We start from the raw sequence: 856 nt of genomic DNA, 5'->3' as shown, positions 1-856 counted from the left end.
CCGAAGTCGGGCTGGGTCTCGCTCAAGGACTTCACCGTCGCCCCCTACGAGGGCAAGCAGCTCGTCTACGCCACCACCCACGACTTCGGCAGCAGCTGGGGGTCGATGAACTTCGGCCTGTTCACCAACTACTCGGAGATGGCCACGGCCAGCCAGAACACCATGTCCTCCGGCACCGTGGCACCCAGCCTGTTCTACTTCGCCCCCAAGAACATCTGGGTGCTGGCCTACCAGTGGGGCGGACCCGCCTTCTCCTACCGCACCTCCACCAACCCCACCAACCCCAACGGCTGGTCGGCACCCCAGACCCTGTTCTCCGGAAGCATCACCGGCTCCCAAACCGGCCCCATCGACCAGGCCGTCATCGGCGACGACACCAACATGTACCTGTTCTTCGCCGGCGACAACGGCAAGATCTACCGGGCCAGCATGCCCATCGGCAACTTCCCCGGCAGCTTCGGCTCCACCTCCACCGTCATCATGAGCGACACCACCAACAACCTCTTCGAAGCCGTCCAGGTCTACAAGCTCCAGGGCCAGAGCCGCTACCTCATGATCGTCGAGGCGATCGGCGCCCGGGGACGCTACTTCCGCTCCTTCACCGCCACCAGCCTCAACGGCTCCTGGACCCCGCAGGCCGCCACCGAGAGCAACCCCTTCGCCGGCAAGGTCAACAGCGGCGCCACCTGGACCAACGACATCAGCCACGGTGAGCTGCTGCGCACCAGCGCCGACCAGACCATGACCGTCGACCCCTGCAACCTGCAGCTGCTCTACCAGGGCCGCAACCCCAACTCCGACGGTGTCGAATACGGCCTCCTGCCCTACCGGCCGGGCCTGCTGACACTGCAGCGCT

General features: G+C 65.7%; 1 protein-coding gene. It reads left to right on the top strand.

Features of this window, described 5'->3' with window-relative positions; translation table 11 throughout:
* Positions 1-856: non-reducing end alpha-L-arabinofuranosidase family hydrolase (locus ACVCAG_RS45775; RefSeq protein ID WP_440089946.1), on the top strand; the 856-nt coding region annotated here is incomplete at both ends.

The organism is Streptosporangium sp. G12 (genome assembly GCF_052983175.1).
The sequence above is the reverse complement of the archived record's forward strand: the minus strand, read 5'-3'. Positions and strand labels throughout refer to the sequence as shown.